A 16,118-nucleotide genomic window follows, 5' to 3' on the forward strand; every position below is an offset into this window, starting at 1 on the left:
TTTCTGTATGAATTTTACTGCTGTGAGTTTTTTGTTTGTGAAGTATAAACCTCACGATAAATTTCATTTGTCTTGAGAAGTTCTTCATGTGTGCCGACAGCATTTATACAGCCATCGTCCATAACGATTATCTTATCAGCATTTTCGATTGAGGAAATTCTCTGTGCTATGATAATCTTCGTTGTATCAGGAATTTCTTCAGCAAAAGCTTTTCTTATAAGTGCATCTGTCTTGGTATCAACTGCACTTGTAGAATCATCGAGAATAAGAATCTTCGGCTTTTTAAGCAAGGCTCTTGCTATGCAAAGTCTTTGCTTCTGACCGCCTGAAACATTTGTACCGCCTTGCTCAATATATGTATCGTAGCCCTTTGGGAAGGTGGAAACAAAGCTATCTGCCTGTGCCAGCTTACATACATTGACAATCTCTTCATCTGTTGCATTTTCATTACCCCAGCGAAGATTTTCTTTAATTGTTCCTGAGAAAAGAACATTTTTCTGCAAAACAACCGCAACAGAATCACGCAAAGCCTCTATATCGTAATCCTTGACATCAAGTCCGCCGACTGTAAGCTTACCCTTTGTAACATCGTAAAGTCTTGGGATAAGATTTACAAGGCTTGTCTTACCTGAACCCGTTCCACCGATTATACCGACCGTTTCACCGGATTTAATCGAAACTGAAATATCACTCAAGCACATTTCATCAGCATCTTTTTTATATGCAAAGCTGACATTATCAAAAACAATAGAACCATCTTTGACTTCCTTTACCGGATTTTCGCCATTTGTGATGTCGCTTTCTTCATCGAGAATTTCTGTTATTCTCTCCATAGATGCACGAGAAATAATAATCATAACGAAAATCATTGAAAGCATCATAAGGCTCATAAGAATCTGCATTGCGTAGGTTATAAGGCTCATAAGCTGACCTGTTGTCATACCGACAGCCGGGTCATTGCCGGAGAGAACTATAAGTCTTGCTCCGAACCAAGAAATCAAAAGCATACAAGTATAAACACAGAACTGCATAAGTGGCATATTCCAAGCAAGAAGTCTTTCTGCCTTACTGAAATCCTTAAAAATGGATTTCGAGATTTTGCCGAATTTCTCATTCTCGTGGTCTTCTCTTACGAAAGACTTTACAACTCTTATGCCATAAAGATTTTCTTGTACAACATTATTCAATTTATCATAAGTCTTAAAAACACGCTCAAATATCGGATGTGCCTTAGACATTATAAAAAACAAGCCTACTGCAAGAATAGGCACAATACATAGGAATATAAGTGCCATAGACGCGTTTACATTAAAAGCAAGAACTAATGCACATATGAGCATTATCGGAGCACGAACCGCAACTCTTATAATCATCATATAAGCATTCTGAACATTAGTTACATCTGTTGTAAGTCTTGTTACGATACTTGCGGTAGAGAATTTATCTATATTCGAAAAAGAGAAATTCTGAACCTTATAATACATATCCTTACGGAGATTTTTCGCAAAACCGGCTGATGCTATGGCTGCACTTCGTCCCGAAAGTATGCCGAAAATCAAAGATATAACCGCAAATACTACAAGCACAACGCCCATTTTTACGATATATTCAAGATTGCCATCATCTATGCCGAAATCTATCAGATTCGCCATAAGAAGTGGTATTACAACCTCCATTATAACCTCAAAAATAACAAAGATAGGTGCAAGTATAGAGTGCTTTTTATACTCCCTTACACTTTTTAAGAGCTTTCTAACCATATTTTTACCTCCTGCTCTACTCTAAATTTTTTTTGATTTTTTGAATTGTTGCAATAAATGCACTTATTTCTTCATCGCTAAGACCTGCTGTCATCTTTTTGTCGATTTCTATAATATCAATTTCGATAATTTTATTAAGCTCAATCGCCCTATTAGTTAAAACCAGCTTTTTAAGTCTTGCATCATATGGTACGGATTCACGCTTGATAAGTCCTTTTTCTTCCATAATAGATAAAGCCTTTGAGGCGGTCGAACGGCGGATAGAAAATTCCTTCTCTATATCCTTTTGAAAAATATCCCTATCACGGTTATGTACAAGATAACCTATAAGCCAGCCCGTAGCACCTGTCAGCTCATCAACACGCTTTATGTTTTCAGAAGCAATAATCTGTCTATGTAACATATTATTTACAGTTCTAAGCTCAAATCCGATTGTATGCTTATATGCCAAAAGAATCACCTCCTTAAAATTGTTAGTTTACGAATTGTTTTATAACTAACTGTTCTATAGCTAACATTATACTCATATATTTTTTAATTGTCAACCTTGTCTTATGTAAATCTTGAGATGTGTTTTTCTGAAAATTATGTTATTATTTAATAACGAAAGGAAGATTTCAATGTATGAATATAATCTTATACGCTCTAAGCGTAAATCTATTTCTCTTGAGATTTCCAAGAATTTAGATATAATAGTTCGCTCACCATATGGTTTTCCGAAAGCAGAAATAGACCGTTTTGTTACATCAAAAAATGACTGGATAACTAAAAATCTTGAAAAGATGAAAACAAGAACTGAAAAATATCCAAGTCAAATTTCTGAAGATGAGGCTAAATCCTTAATAGAAAAAGCTAAGAAAATTCTGCCTAATAAAGTTGCATATTATTCTAAGCTTATGAAATTATATCCAACGGCATTAAAAATTACCGCTGCAAAAACTCGTTTCGGGAGTTGCAGCGGTAAGAATAGTATTTGTTTTTCTTATTTGCTAATGCGTTATCCTGATGAAGCTATTGATTATGTTGTTGTTCACGAACTTGCACACATCAAACATAAAAATCATAGTAAAGCTTTCTATGCCTTAATAGAAAAATATCTGCCCGATTATAAAGAGCGTGAAAAACTACTCTACTAAACACTTTGTTTTCTAAGTAAAGCAATTATATTATTTAAATCTGATTATTCGCCCCCGCAACCGAAAGTTTACATATAGAAACCGAAAATCTATTGATGATTTGTAAAATATATTATACAATTTAGCATATCTTCAAAACATTTAGGAGTGGTATCATGACAACCGGAGAAAAAATTTCAAGACTGCGAAAAGAAAATAATTACACACAAGAACAACTTGCAGAGCGTATGGGGGTATCAAGACAATCCGTAAGCAAATGGGAATCCAATATAGCATATCCAGAAACAGAAAAGCTGATACAGCTTAGCGAGATTTTTGGCTGTACTTTGGATTATTTGCTCAAAGAAGATAGTCTTGAACAACAAACAAAAAATCAAGAAAATGATTTTTGGCAGGAAGCAGTTGACAAATTTATGAATTTTGATAAGAAAAGTAAGCGTACTGTTTGTGGCTTACCACTTTGGCATATCAGCAAAAATGCAAAAGGTATAATTGCAGTTGGATTTAAAGCTAAGGGTATAATTTCATTAGGATTTCTTTCAATCGGTATTATTTCTTTCGGATTCTTACCAATAGGCTTATTAGCCTTAGGTATGTTTGCAATAGGTCTTATTTCGGCAGGCTCTTTTGCAATAGGCGGTTTGGCTATTGGTGCAATAAGCATAGGTATTATTTCTTTTGGTGCAATAGCCATAGGAGAATTTTCTGTCGGAGCATTATCAATAGGGCATTATTTTGCGTATGGAGATCACTCAAGCGGAATGATAGCATACGGAAAAACCTACGCCAATGGAAGCATACTTCAAAAAGTAGGAGAGCTAACATCAGATGATAAAAAACAAATAGTTGCTGTTATGCAAGATATAGTACCAAGCATTTATCAATGGATATCCTCGATAATACAAACTATCTTATAATATGTTATTACTAATAGTATAAATTTGAAATTAAATACGGAAAAGAATATTATATGGAAAAATATGTATGGTTATTTCCTATAATCTTTATAGTACACGATATGGAGGAATTATAGGTCTCGGAATATGGTTAAAGAAAAATAAAGCACTGCTCGATGAAAAATATCCAAGCATTAGCAAGACATATAAAGATTTCAGCACCGAGGGCTTTTCACTTGTATTACTTGAAAAACTGATTTTATTTATTATTTTTTGTTTATTGGCATTATTTACTGGCAATTAGGTGAATTCATAGCCTGTGCTCTACATTTAGTAATACATATTGGTCAGGCTATATTTATGAGGCAGTATATTCCTGCAACAATTACAAGCATTTTATTTTTGCCTATCAGTATATGGGTTATAATTAAATCCATAGCAGAACTGTCCTTACAAACAACAGAGCTTATAGTATTTAGTATTATGGGAATTGCAATAGTAGCACTGAATCTAAAATTTGCACAATCACTAATAGGAAAATTCACGCGAAAAATGAAGTTATGACTTTATAAATATTGATTTTGTTGCGAAAAATCGTCTATGCTTGATTATTTAACTATAATAGGGTATAATGTAGAAAAAATAAAAAATGGGGGTTATTAAAATGTACAAAGATTTGTGCGATTCAATCGGTCTTGTCGCTCAATACGACCCAGATGTCGCTGCTGCAATGAACGATGAACTTAAAAGACAACGCAGAAACCTTGAACTTATCGCTTCTGAAAATATCGTTTCTCCTGCTGTTATGGCGGCTATGGGTTCAGTTCTTACCAACAAATATGCTGAGGGCTATCCTGGAAAGAGATATTACGGCGGTTGCCAATGCGTTGATGTTGTAGAGCAAATCGCTATCGACAGAGCTTGCAAGCTTTTCGGTTCAGAATACGCTAATGTTCAGCCACATTCAGGTGCTCAAGCTAATACAGCAGTTTATTTTGCAATGCTCGAGCCAGGTGATACTGTTATGGGTATGTCACTCAGCGAAGGTGGACATCTTACTCACGGTTCACCGGTAAATATTTCCGGTAAATACTTCAACTTCGTTCCTTACGGCGTTGACCCTGAAACACACAGAATCAACTACGACAAGGTTCTTGAAATCGCTAAAGAAGTTAAGCCAAAGATGATTGTCTGCGGTGCAAGTGCTTACCCAAGAATTATCGACTTCAAGCGTTTCAGAGAGATTGCTGACGAGGTCGGTGCATATCTTATGGTAGATATGGCTCATATTGCCGGTCTTGTTGCAGCAGGCGTTCACCCAAGCCCAGTTCCATACGCACACTTCACAACAACTACTACTCACAAAACCCTCAGAGGTCCAAGAGGTGGTCTTATTCTTTGCAACGAGGAATACTCAAAGCAGATTAACAAAGCTATCTTCCCTGGTACTCAAGGTGGTCCGCTTATGCACATAATCGCTGCTAAGGCTGTTTGCTTTGGTGAGGCTCTCAAGCCTGAATTCAAGACATACGGCGAAAACATCGTTAAGAACGCTAAGACTCTTGCTAACGGTCTTGTTTCAAGAGGTCTTAACCTTGTTTCCGGCGGTACAGACAACCATGTTATGCTCCTTGACCTCCGCGACAGAGAAATCACCGGTAAGGAACTTGAGCATAGACTCGACGAGGTTTATATCACTGTCAACAAGAACACTGTTCCAAACGAACCTCGCAGTCCATTCGTAACAAGCGGTATCAGAATCGGTACTCCTGCGGTTACTACAAGAGGTCTTGGCGTTGAGGAAATGGATAAGATTGCTGAATTCATTTCACTTTGCGTAAATGATTTCGAGGGTAGTGCAGATGATATTCGTGCAGGTGTAAACGAAATCTGTGCTAAATTCCCACTTTACGAATAATTTAAAACAGCGATATATCTGACTATTACAGGCATAGCTTAATTATGAGCTATGCCTTTTTGTATATACTCAATAATATTAAAATTTGAAAAAGTAGACATTTTAAAGTAGACATTTGAATAATTTTGAGGTATAATAGATTATATTTGTATAATATTCCGAAAGGAAGGAAAGTTTGTAATGAAAAATGCTATAAAAAAGATTGCTGCTTCTACAATCTGCGGTGCTTTGCTTTTGAGTATGGCTGGCTGTGCAGATACTTCATGGAGCGTTAAGAGAAATGATGATGAAAAGCTTTCTGTTGGCACATATATCTATTATATGAATCAGGCATACAGTGAAGCTAAAGAAAAAACAGGCAAATCTGGTAACGATGTTCTCAGTGAAACTATTGATAAGAAAACCGGCGACCAATGGATTCGTGACAGAGCTAAAGAGCTTTGCGTAGAACAAATGACTCTTGATAAACTTTGCAAAGACAATAAAATTGATATAACAGATGATGATGTAGATGCTACTTATACCGATAAAAGCACTTTCTATGGTATGTACTCTTATTCTGATATGTGGGTTATGTCTAAGCAAAGCTATGAAACTATGGGTATTTCTGAAAACTCATATAAGAATGCAATAATCAAGACTGCTCTCGAAAAAGACAAGCTTTTCAACAAGATTTATGGTGAGGGCGGCAGCAAGGAAGTTAAGGATAGCGAACTTGAAAAATATTTTAAGGAAAATTATGTAAGCTACAAGTATCTCACAACTTCTCTTAATAAAACAGACAGCAGCGGAAACTCTACAACTATGACAGATGAGGAAAAAGAAGTTGTTAAAGAACAGTACGAAAGATATGTAAAAATCATAAATGAACAAGGCAAAACAATAGATGATGTTGCTGAACAATATGACAAGGACTATCCTTCTGAATCCTCTTCTGAAAGTTCGAGTGAATCTAGCCAAGAAACAACCTCTTCAACAGCTTCTAATGAGGAATCAAGCAAGCCTGAAACAACTTCATCTGAACCTTCCTCTGATGAATCAAGCAAGGAAACTACCTCCTCTGAATCTTCTTCTGAAAGCTCAACAGAAAACTCTAATTCTTCTACAAAGAAAAGTTCAGTACAGTCTTCAATAGATGATTTAAGCAGTGATAACTTTATGTTCGGTGATGATGTTAAGAAAAAGCTCAAGGAAATGAAAGACAACGAGGCTGCTTATGTTGCAACTTCTTCTGCATACTATTTCTTATATAAAACACCTATAGCTGACGAAGTAAGTTCCGCACTTGATAAGAATAATACAATGAACTATCGTTCTACAATACTTCACTCTATCAAAGACGATGAATTCGACAAGTATATTGAAGAAGAAGGAAAGAAACTTGATTATGAATTCAATGACGCTGCATACAACAAGTATACACCATCAAGGGTTATTCCTGATTCCGATAACTCAAAAGACGAATCCTCAAAAGCTTCAAGCTCTGAATCATCAAATGAATCAAGCACAGAATCTTCAACAGAATCTAAATCTACAAGTGAAACAAGCAAGGAATCTTCAACAGAATCCAAAACTGCAAGCGATGCAAGCAAATCAGAAAGTTCTGCACAAGGTTAATCATTAAAAATATAGAAATGGCGTTCAGATTTAATAAGTCTGAACGCCATTTTTGTGTAATTATTCTGTTCTTAAAAAGCTCTATCTTGAGCGAAGTTTTTACTTTTATAAAAAGCTATGATTTAATATCGCTTATTTTCAAATTAAGCTTAATGCCGAGATTATCTGCGGAAATTTCTTTTAAAAATCCTTCATTAGATATTGTTATATCAAAATTTATTACAAGGCTATCTAAGGTTGATTTGTTATCATCAACCAGCTTTTTATAATAGTTGTAATCTTCATCTCTCTTAAAAACTGTCCGACTATTTGTAAGTATACAATCAGCCGTTAAATATGGATTTATGGCAAAATTTATAATATCGCCATTTTCTGTGTTTTCTGTGCTTAAACCAAGAATTTTCGCTTTTCCATCATCACTACTTAAAATGTTATAAATATTAATCAGAGAATTTTCGATTTCATTAGCGTTGACATAATCCTGCCAACCTATCTTATTTATCAAACCTTGCCAATCATTATTAAAATTAGTTATACTAAAATCTTTTGTCTCTGAAAACAAAGCGAAAAAATATTCTGCGTTTTCTTTACTTATATCTATACTTTCCGTCTTATTATTTTGCTTATAGAGAATTTTCCCGCCATTATCTGTACAATTTATTTGTATATCTATTTTATCTTCTTTTTTAGAAGTATTTTTAATTGGTTTAGAAATAATATCAAATTCAGCAGTAAGTTTCTTTTTATCCGGGTTAACTTCATATTTTCCCGTAAGTGTACTCAATCTATCCTCAAAGGCATTTTCTAAGGTAGCGTCTATCCTTGCGCTATAGGCAGTAAAAGTATTCTTGGAGGCAGAAATCACCTTGAAAAAAGGCTCTGAATTTAATGAATTGATTTTTAGAAATAATATTGAAGTCGCTATAATAGCAGATAAAATAACAATGGCAATAAGTATAAATATAGTTCTACGAAATTGGTTCATTGATTTTCTTAAGGCCGGGTCGCTTTTCTCGGTTTCCAAAAATATATCATTGTTATCTTGAATATTTTTTATTATAAATCACCTCCTAAAAGGATTTTATCTTTCAAATGAAATGGATATAGCTTAAATATATCACAAATAGTATTAAATATCAACTTTTAGAAATAAATGTAAAAAAATTATATATAATGTTGACAATAAGCATTGTGTATTGTATTATATAAATAACACAACAAAAAGGAAGAAGGAGAAATTTTGCAACTTACTGTAAATAATATTACTAAGTCATTCGGCGAAAAAGAAGTTCTTCGTGGAATAAGCCTTAATGCTTATAGTGGAAAGGCTTTAGGTTTGCTTGGCAGAAACGGTGCAGGCAAGACTACTACTATAAGAATTATTATGGGAGTTTTTCCGGCAGACAGCGGAGAAATTCTTGTAGATGGTAAGCCGATAGACAGAAATGAACTAACTATTGGATACTTGCCAGAAGAAAGAGGTATGTATCCTAAGAAAAAAATTATAGACCAGCTTGTTTACTTCGGCAGACTTCACGGTTTGAGCAAGAATGACGCTATTTCATCTTCAAAGCAATGGCTTGAACGCCTTTCTATGGAGGAATACGCTAATAAAAAACTTGAAACATTATCCAAAGGTAATCAGCAAAAAATTCAGCTTGCGGCGGCGGTTATGTGCAAACCATCAGTGGTAATTCTTGATGAACCTTTCTCCGGTCTTGACCCTGTTAATGCTATGCTTTTGAAAGATATAATAAATGAACTTATTGATGAAGGTGCGGTAGTGTTTTTATCAAGCCATCAGATGAACTATATTGAGGAATTTTGCGAGGACATTGCAATTCTTAACGGCGGTTCAATCGTTCTTAGTGGTACAATAAACGATATAAAACGCAGCTATCGCAGAGATATAATAGTTATTGATACCCTTGATTATAAGAATGTTCTCAAGCTTATTTTTGAGAAATTTTCTAATGAGATAGTTTCGGCTGAAGTTGATAAGGAAGTTGATAACAGAGTTAAGGTTAAGTTGAAAGAACCTTCCTCAAAACAGGCACTTTATAATCTTATTTCTTCAAGCGGAATAGATATTGATGGAATGGCTGTTATGCAACCGACCTTGAACGATATTTTTGTTGAGTATACGGAGGACAAAATATGAAAACAAAGAAAAAGAGTGCTTTTAATGCCGTTCTCGGCTTTGAATATACCTCTGTAATTAAAAACAAGGCCTTTATAATAAGTACCATACTTATAGTTGCCGTTCTGTTTATCGCCTCGTTTCTGCCTGTGCTCATTATGGGATTAGCTTCATCATCAAGTGACGGAGATGAAACAGAAAAGCCTAAAATTGCAATCGTAAATGAGGCTTATGAAAAAGATGATATAATAGTTAAAGCTATGAAAGATGAGTTTAAAGACTATAATATAGAAACTGTTAAAAACGAAGATGACGCTCAAAAAGGTGTTAAAGATGGAAAATACAGCTTTTCTATAATTTTTAATAAACCACTTGAGTATAAATATATCACACTTACACAATCAATTAATGACACTACAACTGATATTATAGATGCTGTTGTTACATCTGTATATCGTACAACAGAACTTGAGAAAAAGGGTATTTCCGCTGAGGAATCTAAAAATATTCTTTCAGCCTCGGCAAAGAAAAGCATCGTTACACTTGGAACAGACCAAACAGCCGCATATATTTCTACTTATATTCTTGTTATGGCATTATATATGGCTATTCTTGCATATGGTCAGCTTGTTGCTAATAGTGTTGTTACAGAAAAAAGCAGTCGTGCTATGGAAATGCTTATAACCTGTGCATCACCATCAGACCTTATGTTCGGAAAGGTTATCGGTGCAGGACTTGCAGGCTTCACACAGATAGCAGTAATCTTCGGTGTAGGAGCAGTATCGCTTCCTGTTATGTTAAATTCAATTCCTAATGACCTTAAATCTGTATTCTCATTCCCTATTGAATCTGTAATTTTTGCTATACTATTCTTCATACTCGCTTTCTTTATATATGCATTTGTTTTTGCTGCAATAGCATCGCTTGTTTCAAGAATAGAGGATTTAAGCAATCTTATGTCACCGATTATGTTTATAATTATTTTCGCATTTATCGTAGTTATTATAGGAATGAATAGTGGCGACCTCAGCAGTCCTCTTATGATAGCAACATCTTATATTCCATTTACAGCACCAATTTCTATGTTTGCAAGAATTGCAATGAGCAATGTAGCTGCTTGGGAAATTATTCTCTCGATAGCAATTCAGGTTGTATCTATATTCATACTTGGAAAGTTTGCAGCTGCTATTTACAGAGTAGGTGTACTTCTTTATGGCAAACCGCCAAAACTTGGTGAAGCATTAAAGATGGTATTCAGCAAAAAGGCTCGCAGCTAACTTATATATTATTGCCAACTACAAAAGGCTTGCAATTCGAGAAAAAATTTTGTACAATATATTGAGAGTTTATTATGCGTGAAAGGCTGATTTATATATGAAAAAATTATATGCTGTTATTATCTCGATACTTGTACTTTGTGGCTCGGTTTTTATGTCAGGTTGTAGTGATTTTGAATTTAATCCTATCGGGAAATGGGAAAATGTACAAACAATTATAGATGGCAAAAAGTTCGAGGGTATATTGGATAATGATGCTAAGATTTGCTTTGTATTTCAACATAATGGTATAGCCTATATGACAGTAGGCGGTGAACGCATTAAAAATGATTATTCATATACATACACTGATGAGCAGGTAACTCTTACAAGTAAAGATGATAGTTCAGCCCAACTTATCTATTCTGTTAAGGATAACGGCTCAACACTTGAACTTAATAATGGTACGACAGTTACAGTCTTTAAAAGAGTTTAATCTGATAAAAAATAAAAAGGAAATCCTGCAAATGGCGACGTGTCGTAAGGATCTTTTTTGAAGAATTGGTGTAATCCCGAAAAATCGGGGTTACACCTTTCTTCTTTTTACGCCACATATCTGTATTTCTGCGGATTCTTTTTAACTTCTTCCATCATTGCCCGGATTTCCTTTTCATCGGGGATATCCATCATACCGACAACGGAGAAATATATATCGACCTTCACGTGGCAATGACCGTTGCTTTTATCGTTGTTGTGGACTTCAATTCTCTCAATGAGCGAATGAACAAGTCCGGAGGTCAGTTCCTTTACTTCCGTGATCTCCCGGACAGTTTTCAAAAGCAGGCGGAGATCAACGGTTTTCTGATCGGCGGACTGCAATTCGACTTTGGCGTTCTCAACTTCCGCCGCCAGCTCACGCTGCTCCTTTTCGTATTTCTGCATCATACGCTGATAACGGGAATCTTCCACATTTCTGAGAACCCGATCCTCATACAGAGATTCAATCAGACGGTCAATTTCATCAATACGCTTTTCACCATTACGGATAAACTGCTGAAGCCGCTGATATTCTGCCTGTCGCACGGAATCGTTCTTTTTTGCCAACATATACAGAAATACCGGCTCATAACAACGGACAAAATCCACGAAATCGCTGATTGCTTCCAAGACGATCTTTTCAAGGACGACGTTTCGTATATAATGGATTTTGCAAGTCCCACGCCCGCTTTTGTAATTGGAACAGCGGTAACATTCCTGCTCTACGGTCATACTTTTCGCAGCGCAGTAGTGGAGCTTTGCACCGCAGTCTGCACAATATAGAAGCCCTGCAAATTTGCTTGTCTTTCCGGTGGCGGTCGGACGGATGCGATGATCTCGTATTTCCTGCACTTTCAGCCACACCTCCTCTGAAATAATCGCCTCCTGTGTATTAGGAATGATTTGTTGACTTTCGGCAGGATTATAAATTTTCTTGTGGACTTTGTAGCTGACAGTCGTGGATTTGAAGTTTACCGTACAGCCGGTATATTGACGGTTCTCCAGTATCTTAACAACCGTTGTTGATTTCCAGCCGTAAGGATTCTTAACATTCTTTGTAGAATGCTTTTTGCCGATACTGTCATAATAACCGGCGGGTGAAAGGATCTTTTCGTCTTCCAACTGCCGTGCGATCTGTGAAGGACCTCTGCCGTTTAGACATAAGGCAAAAATTCTTTTCACGATTGCCGCCGCAGGCTCGTCGATCACCCATTCCTTTTTGTCCATTTCGGATTTCTTGTAACCATACGGAACTGTTGGTGAAACACGTTCTCCGTGTTCGGATTTCGTTTTCCAGACCTGACGGATTTTCTGACTGGTTTGTGCTGCATACCATTCATTGAAAATGTTATAGAACGGCATCATTTCCATACCGGCACCGGTTTTGCTGTTTACGTTTTCCTGCAGAGAAATGAAAGTTACACCAAGCGTGGGATATACCACCTGCGTCAAACGCCCCATTTCAACCTGCTCACGACCGAAGCGGGAAAGGTCTTTGACTACGATTCTGCCGATCAGTCCGGCTTCCACCATTTCTTCCATTCGCTTAAAGTCCGGACGGTTGAAGGTAGTGCCCGAAATACCGTCATCTACGAAAAACTGATAGTTCGTTATACCGGCTTTTTTACAGTAATCCTCCAAAATGGTTTTCTGATTTTTTATGGAGTTCGACTCGTTTTCTTCGGCATCCTCTTTTATATCATCCACCGAAAGGCGGCAATATAAAGCCGTAATAAGTTCTTCTTGCTCTTGTAATTTAGTTGCTGTTGCCATTTCATAATCTCCTTTCTGACAACCAAGAGCGCAGCAAGGGTAATAATACCTTACTGCGCTCCGTGTGTTTTTTCAAATGTGCTGATTACAGATACTGATTTGCCAGCAATAACGCTTTGAACTGATTCAGCACGGTACGCTTGCCTTCGGTTTTCAGATGAGTTGTAACATCATAAACCGTACCGCCGATCTTCATAGAAAAGGTGCTTTTTCTTTTTTCGTCGGTATCCGGCACACGTTCTTCAAACAAATATTTTTCTTTCTCGTTCATATTCGTTTCCTCCTTTATCTCGAATCTCGGTTACGCTGACGGATGATATTCCGGTGGTAATACTCAGCCGCCTTGATTAAGAAATCTTCGGTCTGCTTCACGGTATAGCTTTCGGGGACGATATCACGCAGACGATCCATCGGGACCTTTATCGTTTCCCGCTGGTTTGCTTTTTCTTCGGAAAGCGTCTTGAAAATCAGGTACTTATCCAGCGCTCCGTCCTTGTAATACTGATGCAGATGCCACGCCTGCGAATAAGACGGCGTACAGTCGTTCATCTCACATATTTCCAAAACATCGTATTGGAACTGCTCCGACAGGAATGAAAGCTCCACGCCGACAGATAGAGCGATCTTTCCCTCGTCCATCATCGTAAGCAGTTCTGGGATCAGATAGGTCAGGCGGATATAGCGTTTTACCTGTGTGGCACTGTCATTTTCAGAAATCTGCTCGACAGTCAACTTCGGGCCAAGTTGGTCCGAAGTTTTTCCTTGATGGCTCATAGCGTCAAATTTCATCTTGTACGCAAACGCCTTTTCAGACGGCAGGATATGCTCTCGGTGCAGATTGCTATCCACCACTGCAATGGCGGCGGCATCCCGGTCGAGGGCATAAATAAAGGCAGGAACTGTTTCCAGCCCTGCCATCATAGCGGCGTGCAAGCGGCGGTGCCCGCTTACGACCTCATATTCATCTGTGGTGTTTTCCATCGGTCTTACGATCAGCGGCGAAAGAATACCCTGCGTCTGAATGCTTTCAATCAGCGTATTCATTTCCTCGTTGTCGAGTACCTTGTACGGGTGTCCCTCGAAGGGGTGTAATTTAGATACCGGAATGGCTACCGGTGTTTTCATAGTGTTATTCATCGTTCATAATTCCTTTCTTTATTCTTATTTCTTGCTCTTGCACCGGCTTGACGCTCTACATCAAGCTCCGCCTGCAAAAGCTCATATAGGTGAGGGGATTTCTCCATAATCTTTTCGGCTCGCTTCATTTTTTCACGAAGCGGGCGTATTTTTTCGGTGATCGCCTTGCGCTCATCCTTTGCGAATTGTACATCTTCGGGGGTGTGCGCTCGGCGGCGGGCGTTGTCTGCTTTGGAACGCTCGGTTTCCAAAGCGGATATTTGTTCTTTGGCAGTGGATATACTTTGTTCTAACTGCGGAATCGTGTGGATTTCCTCCCGCTGCAGAAAGCGGTAGTCACTGACGTACTGCTCGATATTTCTTGCCTCGTGCCGCAGGTCAGGTGACATCAGGTCTTCTGCCATCTGCAAAACGGTAATAAGGATCAGAAACAAGGTGTCCACCAAAACGGTCACAGTGTCGTAGCTGTGTTCGACGGTAAACTCCAAGCGGTTTACCTCATCCTCCAATGCGGTGGTACGCCATTTCTGTATTCGCTGGGAGAGGACTGCATAGAACTCTACGCCCTGATCCCAATTGGCACGGATACGATCCTCCAGTACCTCTCTTGAATAGCCGAGAGAATCCAAACGGAGGGGGCGTTTCCAGCCGGGAGCCGTTATTGTGGTATGAGCGTAATACTCATCCGTGCGCCCGAAGGTATAGCCAAGCACTTCCATCTGATAACGGAAATCCTTTATTGAGCCGCAGGTCGGCAAGACATATTCAATATCGTATTTGAGCATATCCCTGTGCGTCATGCCGCCTTGCTTTTTGTACCAGTAAGCACCACGGCTCTGTCCTTTCCAAAAGCTCGAATTTTCCAAAACGGAAATGCCGTACTCCCGGCATACCTGATCGGAAATCTCACGGAGCTTTATATGATCCTTTTGATGATTTCCGAACTTGCTCCCGTCCTTGAAAGAGACGCTGTTTACAACAAAATGACAGTGCAGGTTATCCGTATTCAGATGGACGGTGACAAGTACCTGATACTTATCTCCCCACATCCGGTAGGCAGTCTCTCTGCCGATGGCAAGCGCTTCTTTCGGTGTGACCTCGCCCGTCTGAAAGCTCTGATACCCGTGATACGCCACATTCCCGCCGAGTTTTCCGAAACGGCGTTTTACTGCCATCATCGCCTGATACGCTCTCTGCTTCGGGCAGTTGATAGCATCAACATAAATCTGCTGATCGGTCTTTTCACCGTTGCCGGCATAATTCAGCGTAGCGTATAAATCCTTATCTAAATATTTCTGTGCCGTTGTTTTGTCGGGATTGTCGGCATAATCCAGCACGTCCTTTAATCGGCACTTGACGGGCCATAGTCCGGTGGTTGCCATTGCGTCACCTCCCGTATGATTTCATTCGACGGTTGCTTGCGGTCATCAATCAGTTCGGCATAAATTTTGTCAAACAGCCGAAGTGCCGCCGCTTCGAGTTCGGGTGTCAGTTCCTTATTAAGAAAGACACATAAATCCCGATGGAAATGATAAAAGGCGTCCGGCTGAACCGCCTTTGGTTCATAGCCGAGCGCCCTTCGTAAAATATATTCGCCTTGCCGCATTCCGCAGAGTGCGGCGTTCTTTTTGATCTTCCTTTTCTGTGCTTCGGTCGCCTCAAAGAAGATACCGTTCTTTGATTTTTTACTACCCATATTTTTTAATCCTCCTTTGCTATGGGGTGTTAGGGGCTTTGCCCCTAAAGATGGAGCCGAAAGCAGTCGGCTCTGAACGGAAAAAATATATATTTTTTCCCTGCTTGATACGGTGTGAGACACACCCCGTATGGGATAAACAGAAGCGTTTCTGTGTGGCGAGTACCGTCACATAACAATGACGATAGTCCCGTAATATCTTCCGTTCTCCCGGTCGGGGGCGTATCTCTCGTTTGAGCCACGATGGCTCAG

Annotated in this window: 17 protein-coding genes; 9 read left to right on the plus strand and 8 right to left on the minus strand. The window is 38.4% G+C overall.

All coding sequences use genetic code 11. The features are described 5' to 3' along the window. Positions 1–14: 14 nt before the first annotated feature. Positions 15–1,760, minus strand: a complete 1,746-nt coding sequence (locus ACLU24_RS12135) for an ABC transporter ATP-binding protein (protein ID WP_412612950.1) — start codon at positions 1,758–1,760, stop codon at positions 15–17. Between the two features lie 16 nt (positions 1,761–1,776). Beyond that, the gene (locus tag ACLU24_RS12140; RefSeq protein ID WP_412612951.1) at positions 1,777–2,211 is read right to left on the minus strand and encodes a MarR family winged helix-turn-helix transcriptional regulator; all 435 of its coding nucleotides are present in this window, start codon (positions 2,209–2,211) and stop codon (positions 1,777–1,779) included. 169 nt (positions 2,212–2,380) lie between these two features. Between ACLU24_RS12140 and ACLU24_RS12145 the strand changes: the two genes are divergently transcribed. The 6 genes from ACLU24_RS12145 (at position 2,381) to ACLU24_RS12170 (ending at position 7,327) form a co-directional block, all read left to right on the plus strand. Then, positions 2,381–2,896, plus strand: coding sequence for a M48 family metallopeptidase (locus ACLU24_RS12145; RefSeq protein ID WP_412612952.1), 516 nt, complete (start codon positions 2,381–2,383; stop codon positions 2,894–2,896). A 155-nt stretch (positions 2,897–3,051) separates the two neighbouring features. Next, positions 3,052–3,813: a helix-turn-helix domain-containing protein gene (locus ACLU24_RS12150; RefSeq protein ID WP_412612953.1), complete on the plus strand. Its 762-nt coding sequence runs from the start codon at positions 3,052–3,054 to the stop codon at positions 3,811–3,813. A 67-nt stretch (positions 3,814–3,880) separates the two neighbouring features. After that, positions 3,881–4,096 (plus strand): hypothetical protein, encoded by a 216-nt coding sequence (locus ACLU24_RS12155; RefSeq protein ID WP_412612982.1) that lies wholly within the window; start codon positions 3,881–3,883, stop codon positions 4,094–4,096. After that, entirely contained in the window at positions 4,066–4,356 is a 291-nt protein-coding gene (locus ACLU24_RS12160; protein ID WP_412612954.1) for an HXXEE domain-containing protein, read from the plus strand. The genes ACLU24_RS12155 and ACLU24_RS12160 overlap by 31 nt, the downstream gene beginning before the upstream one ends. A gap of 100 nt (positions 4,357–4,456) precedes the next feature. After that, positions 4,457–5,710 (plus strand): serine hydroxymethyltransferase, encoded by a 1,254-nt coding sequence (glyA, locus tag ACLU24_RS12165; RefSeq protein ID WP_412612955.1) that lies wholly within the window; start codon positions 4,457–4,459, stop codon positions 5,708–5,710. Between the two features lie 180 nt (positions 5,711–5,890). After that, positions 5,891–7,327: a hypothetical protein gene (locus tag ACLU24_RS12170; protein WP_412612956.1), complete on the plus strand. Its 1,437-nt coding sequence runs from the start codon at positions 5,891–5,893 to the stop codon at positions 7,325–7,327. A 115-nt stretch (positions 7,328–7,442) separates the two neighbouring features. On the opposite strand, the gene ACLU24_RS12175 is transcribed toward ACLU24_RS12170, so the two are convergent. Next, a complete protein-coding gene (locus tag ACLU24_RS12175; RefSeq protein WP_412612957.1) occupies positions 7,443–8,351 on the minus strand; it encodes a hypothetical protein in 909 nt (302 codons plus the stop codon). Between the two features lie 216 nt (positions 8,352–8,567). On the opposite strand from ACLU24_RS12175, the gene ACLU24_RS12180 reads away from it, so the two are divergent. The 3 genes from ACLU24_RS12180 to ACLU24_RS12190 all read left to right on the plus strand — a co-directional run bounded on the left by ACLU24_RS12180 (position 8,568) and on the right by ACLU24_RS12190 (position 11,219). Further along, positions 8,568–9,488 (plus strand): ABC transporter ATP-binding protein, encoded by a 921-nt coding sequence (locus ACLU24_RS12180; protein ID WP_412612958.1) that lies wholly within the window; start codon positions 8,568–8,570, stop codon positions 9,486–9,488. Further along, positions 9,485–10,744, plus strand: coding sequence for an ABC transporter permease (locus ACLU24_RS12185; protein ID WP_412612959.1), 1,260 nt, complete (start codon positions 9,485–9,487; stop codon positions 10,742–10,744). The genes ACLU24_RS12180 and ACLU24_RS12185 overlap by 4 nt, the downstream gene beginning before the upstream one ends. A gap of 97 nt (positions 10,745–10,841) precedes the next feature. Continuing rightward, the gene (locus ACLU24_RS12190) at positions 10,842–11,219 is read left to right on the plus strand and encodes a hypothetical protein (protein WP_412612960.1); all 378 of its coding nucleotides are present in this window, start codon (positions 10,842–10,844) and stop codon (positions 11,217–11,219) included. Positions 11,220–11,326: 107 nt separating this feature from the next. Here ACLU24_RS12190 and ACLU24_RS12195 read toward each other — a convergent pair whose 3' ends face one another. The 5 genes from ACLU24_RS12195 to ACLU24_RS12215 form a co-directional block, all read right to left on the minus strand. After that, positions 11,327–13,033 (minus strand): recombinase family protein, encoded by a 1,707-nt coding sequence (locus ACLU24_RS12195; protein WP_412612961.1) that lies wholly within the window; start codon positions 13,031–13,033, stop codon positions 11,327–11,329. An 85-nt stretch (positions 13,034–13,118) separates the two neighbouring features. Then, the gene (locus ACLU24_RS12200) at positions 13,119–13,304 is read right to left on the minus strand and encodes a hypothetical protein (protein ID WP_412612962.1); all 186 of its coding nucleotides are present in this window, start codon (positions 13,302–13,304) and stop codon (positions 13,119–13,121) included. Positions 13,305–13,318: 14 nt separating this feature from the next. Continuing rightward, positions 13,319–14,170, minus strand: a complete 852-nt coding sequence (locus ACLU24_RS12205) for a ParB/RepB/Spo0J family partition protein (RefSeq protein WP_412612963.1) — start codon at positions 14,168–14,170, stop codon at positions 13,319–13,321. Then, positions 14,167–15,552: a relaxase/mobilization nuclease domain-containing protein gene (locus tag ACLU24_RS12210; protein ID WP_412612964.1), complete on the minus strand. Its 1,386-nt coding sequence runs from the start codon at positions 15,550–15,552 to the stop codon at positions 14,167–14,169. Before ACLU24_RS12210 ends, ACLU24_RS12205 begins: the two co-directional genes overlap by 4 nt. Further along, positions 15,513–15,866, minus strand: coding sequence for a plasmid mobilization protein (locus tag ACLU24_RS12215; RefSeq protein ID WP_412612965.1), 354 nt, complete (start codon positions 15,864–15,866; stop codon positions 15,513–15,515). Before ACLU24_RS12215 ends, ACLU24_RS12210 begins: the two co-directional genes overlap by 40 nt. Positions 15,867–16,118 lie beyond the last annotated feature (252 nt).

Origin of the sequence: Pseudoruminococcus sp., assembly GCF_047012705.1 — a bacterium.
GTDB lineage: Bacteria > Bacillota > Clostridia > Oscillospirales > Acutalibacteraceae > Pseudoruminococcus.

What these genes read in the sequence shown, in the direction of transcription:
- ACLU24_RS12200 (WP_412612962.1), bottom strand. Translation starts at nt 13,304, where the DNA reads ATGAACGAGAAAGAAAAATATTTGTTTGAAGAACGTGTGCCGGATACC.
- ACLU24_RS12205 (WP_412612963.1), bottom strand. Translation starts at nt 14,170, where the DNA reads ATGAATAACACTATGAAAACACCGGTAGCCATTCCGGTATCTAAATTA.
- ACLU24_RS12135 (WP_412612950.1), bottom strand. Translation starts at nt 1,760, where the DNA reads ATGGTTAGAAAGCTCTTAAAAAGTGTAAGGGAGTATAAAAAGCACTCT.
- ACLU24_RS12145 (WP_412612952.1), top strand. Translation starts at nt 2,381, where the DNA reads ATGTATGAATATAATCTTATACGCTCTAAGCGTAAATCTATTTCTCTT.
- ACLU24_RS12185 (WP_412612959.1), top strand. Translation starts at nt 9,485, where the DNA reads ATGAAAACAAAGAAAAAGAGTGCTTTTAATGCCGTTCTCGGCTTTGAA.
- ACLU24_RS12215 (WP_412612965.1), bottom strand. Translation starts at nt 15,866, where the DNA reads ATGGGTAGTAAAAAATCAAAGAACGGTATCTTCTTTGAGGCGACCGAA.
- glyA (WP_412612955.1), top strand. Translation starts at nt 4,457, where the DNA reads ATGTACAAAGATTTGTGCGATTCAATCGGTCTTGTCGCTCAATACGAC.
- ACLU24_RS12150 (WP_412612953.1), top strand. Translation starts at nt 3,052, where the DNA reads ATGACAACCGGAGAAAAAATTTCAAGACTGCGAAAAGAAAATAATTAC.
- ACLU24_RS12170 (WP_412612956.1), top strand. Translation starts at nt 5,891, where the DNA reads ATGAAAAATGCTATAAAAAAGATTGCTGCTTCTACAATCTGCGGTGCT.
- ACLU24_RS12155 (WP_412612982.1), top strand. Translation starts at nt 3,881, where the DNA reads ATGGTTATTTCCTATAATCTTTATAGTACACGATATGGAGGAATTATA.
- ACLU24_RS12210 (WP_412612964.1), bottom strand. Translation starts at nt 15,552, where the DNA reads ATGGCAACCACCGGACTATGGCCCGTCAAGTGCCGATTAAAGGACGTG.
- ACLU24_RS12195 (WP_412612961.1), bottom strand. Translation starts at nt 13,033, where the DNA reads ATGGCAACAGCAACTAAATTACAAGAGCAAGAAGAACTTATTACGGCT.
- ACLU24_RS12190 (WP_412612960.1), top strand. Translation starts at nt 10,842, where the DNA reads ATGAAAAAATTATATGCTGTTATTATCTCGATACTTGTACTTTGTGGC.